Origin of the sequence: Campylobacter aviculae, from assembly GCF_005406215.1 — a bacterium.
Taxonomy (GTDB): Bacteria; Campylobacterota; Campylobacteria; order Campylobacterales; family Campylobacteraceae; genus Campylobacter_D; species Campylobacter_D aviculae.
On sequence record NZ_NXMA01000037.1, the window covers coordinates 1 to 2,059 of the forward strand.

At 25.2% G+C, this 2,059-nt stretch carries 5 protein-coding genes and 1 pseudogene; 3 read left to right on the plus strand and 3 right to left on the minus strand.

Annotated features, from left to right (window positions below; all coding sequences use genetic code 11):
• A pseudogene (locus CQA76_RS08790) lies at window positions 1–269 on the plus strand (hypothetical protein); the annotation flags it as partial.
• Here CQA76_RS08790 and CQA76_RS09320 read toward each other — a convergent pair.
• Both CQA76_RS09320 and CQA76_RS08795 read right to left on the minus strand, forming a co-directional pair.
• Window positions 262–387 carry a hypothetical protein gene (locus CQA76_RS09320; protein ID WP_269747354.1) on the minus strand — a complete coding sequence of 42 codons (126 nt, stop codon included), beginning with the start codon at window positions 385–387 and terminating at the stop codon, window positions 262–264. The pseudogene CQA76_RS08790 and the gene CQA76_RS09320 overlap by 8 nt on opposite strands.
• Window positions 384–587, minus strand: coding sequence for a hypothetical protein (locus CQA76_RS08795; protein WP_137623001.1), 204 nt, complete (start codon window positions 585–587; stop codon window positions 384–386). The genes CQA76_RS09320 and CQA76_RS08795 overlap by 4 nt, the downstream gene beginning before the upstream one ends.
• A gap of 78 nt (window positions 588–665) precedes the next feature.
• Here CQA76_RS08795 and CQA76_RS08800 point away from each other — a divergent pair, with 78 nt between their 5' ends.
• Complete coding sequence (locus CQA76_RS08800) at window positions 666–902, plus strand: hypothetical protein (protein WP_137623002.1); 237 nt, start codon at window positions 666–668, stop codon at window positions 900–902.
• Between the two features lies 1 nt (window position 903).
• Window positions 904–1,560, plus strand: a complete 657-nt coding sequence (locus tag CQA76_RS08805) for a hypothetical protein (protein WP_137623003.1) — start codon at window positions 904–906, stop codon at window positions 1,558–1,560.
• 32 nt (window positions 1,561–1,592) lie between these two features.
• Here the strand turns inward: CQA76_RS08805 and CQA76_RS08810 are convergent, their stop codons facing one another.
• On the minus strand, window positions 1,593–1,889 hold the full coding sequence (locus CQA76_RS08810; RefSeq protein ID WP_137623004.1) for a hypothetical protein: 297 nt from the start codon (window positions 1,887–1,889) through the stop codon (window positions 1,593–1,595).
• Between the last annotated feature and the right edge of the window lie 170 nt (window positions 1,890–2,059).

Sequence of the window (2,059 nt, forward strand, 5' to 3'; positions counted from 1 at the left end):
ATATTTACAAAACCTCTGATCAAATGAAAGAAGCTGAAAGTTTATATATACAATCTGGAGCTTCTATAGATGGCTTAAGTGGACATAGTTTTGGTTTATCCTTAGAAGAAATAAAAAATGTTTCTCAAGGAGAGGATTGGCAATTTAAACCTGATATGTCATTTTATCCAAAAAATGAAGATGGAACCTATACTAGAGAAGATTTATTTATGAGTTTTTTAAAATCTTATTTACATACGTCATCTCCAAATCAAGTTACTGTTAGCTAAATTTCTTGTCTATATTATATTTATAAGCATTTAATTTTAAAGCGTTGGCTATTTCTTTAGAATTTGCATTAGCAAATAAAAAAATAAAAGATAATGATATTAAAAAAATAATTTTCATAAACGATTTACCTTATGCAATCTTTCATTTTTAAATTCTTTTTTGTTTTCATAATATTCTTTCACTTTAGGATTTTTAAATTCCATTTTATCACTAAGATTTCTATCAGAATAAAATGTTATAATTATCTCATCAGAGGGGGATAGTGGCGGGATGAGACCCTCCCCTTTGATTTTATCTGTTGCTATTCTAAAACGCACACTTTCATCGTTTTCCCATTCATAAACTTTTCTGTTATCTAAATCTATAAAAGACTCTTGGTTATATATTAATTTAAAATGGATAAAATAAAAGAAAAGAAAGCTCAAGAATTTCTTGAAAAAGCTGAAGGAGAAACAGAAAATTTAAAAAACAAAAATAAAAAAAATGAATTAATAGGAAAATATGTTTTAATAGATATTGAACTTAATGAGCGATTAGAGAAATTTATTAAAGAGGAAGCCAGAAGATATCAAACTAGAGGTTTTATTTTTAATGACGCTTTAAGAAAGTGGCTTGAGGAAAGGGGGTATTAAAATGCTAGAAGAAAAACTTTCAAAACAATGCACTTCATTACTTGCAGGTTCTGTAGGTATGACATTTATATTTTTATTGCTATTTGAACCACTTACATCAAGCTATATTGCTAAAACAGGAATACTTGCTAGGATTATTCTTGGCTTTATTTCGCTTTTCCTTACTTTTGGTTTTACCTTATCTCTTATGAGAAGTATATATCTAAGTGAAAATGAAAAGAAAAAATTAAAAAAAATAGCTATTGTAGTTTTTATAATTTCTTTTATAATTTGTTTTATCTTGCAATTGATTAATTATTCGATTAGAGATAGTAGGCTTTCTTATTTTGATACAATCATGCCCTTTTACTATGTTGGTTTTGGACATTATATATTGTTTTTAATAGAATTATACTATTTAGTGCTTTTCTTTTCTGTTTATGTGCTTATATTTAAATCTAAATATAAATATGAAGCATATAAATTTAATATTCCATTTGTCATATTATTTGTAGCATTTTCAACTTATATATTTTATCTTTCGTTTTGCTTTGATTTTTTTGCTTTATTTTTTGAGCCAAGTGATAACTATAACTATAAAATATATTTGAAAAATTTAGAAGATCATGAAAGATATTGGAATTGTTGGTTTGGTTGTGAAGTATCAACATTATTGTAAATTTTAACTATAAAATAAAAAAAGAGTAAATATCAAACGATATTTGCTCTTTTATTTAGAGTATTTTCCATTCCTTGTGAAATCATTTCACTTTGTTTTCCATCTATTCCAACCAAAGATAAAGCCCAACTTGGTCCTTTAATGATCAAATTCCACATTATTATAGCTGAAGCAATTTTAGCAAATATAGTTAATAATCCTGTTATAGCTCCTATAATAAAATTGGTATGAAAATTATAAACACTTGTAACTACTCCTGTAAATTGCTCTACAGATATAAATAAGAAAATTTCATCTACTAAAACATTAACCAAACAACCTAAACCCAATTAAAACCCATACACAAGTAAATATAAAACCCTATATAGAAAAACAAATTAACCTATATAAACAACCAAGCAAACCTAACAATAACATTAAATCCAAAAACACTAAACCATATAAATAAGAATAAAAGATTAAATTAATAAGATAAAAAATATCATAAAAGATAAATACT

What these genes read in the sequence shown, in the direction of transcription:
- CQA76_RS09320 (WP_269747354.1), bottom strand. Translation starts at nt 387, where the DNA reads ATGAAAATTATTTTTTTAATATCATTATCTTTTATTTTTTTATTTGCT.
- CQA76_RS08800 (WP_137623002.1), top strand. Translation starts at nt 666, where the DNA reads ATGGATAAAATAAAAGAAAAGAAAGCTCAAGAATTTCTTGAAAAAGCT.
- CQA76_RS08805 (WP_137623003.1), top strand. Translation starts at nt 904, where the DNA reads ATGCTAGAAGAAAAACTTTCAAAACAATGCACTTCATTACTTGCAGGT.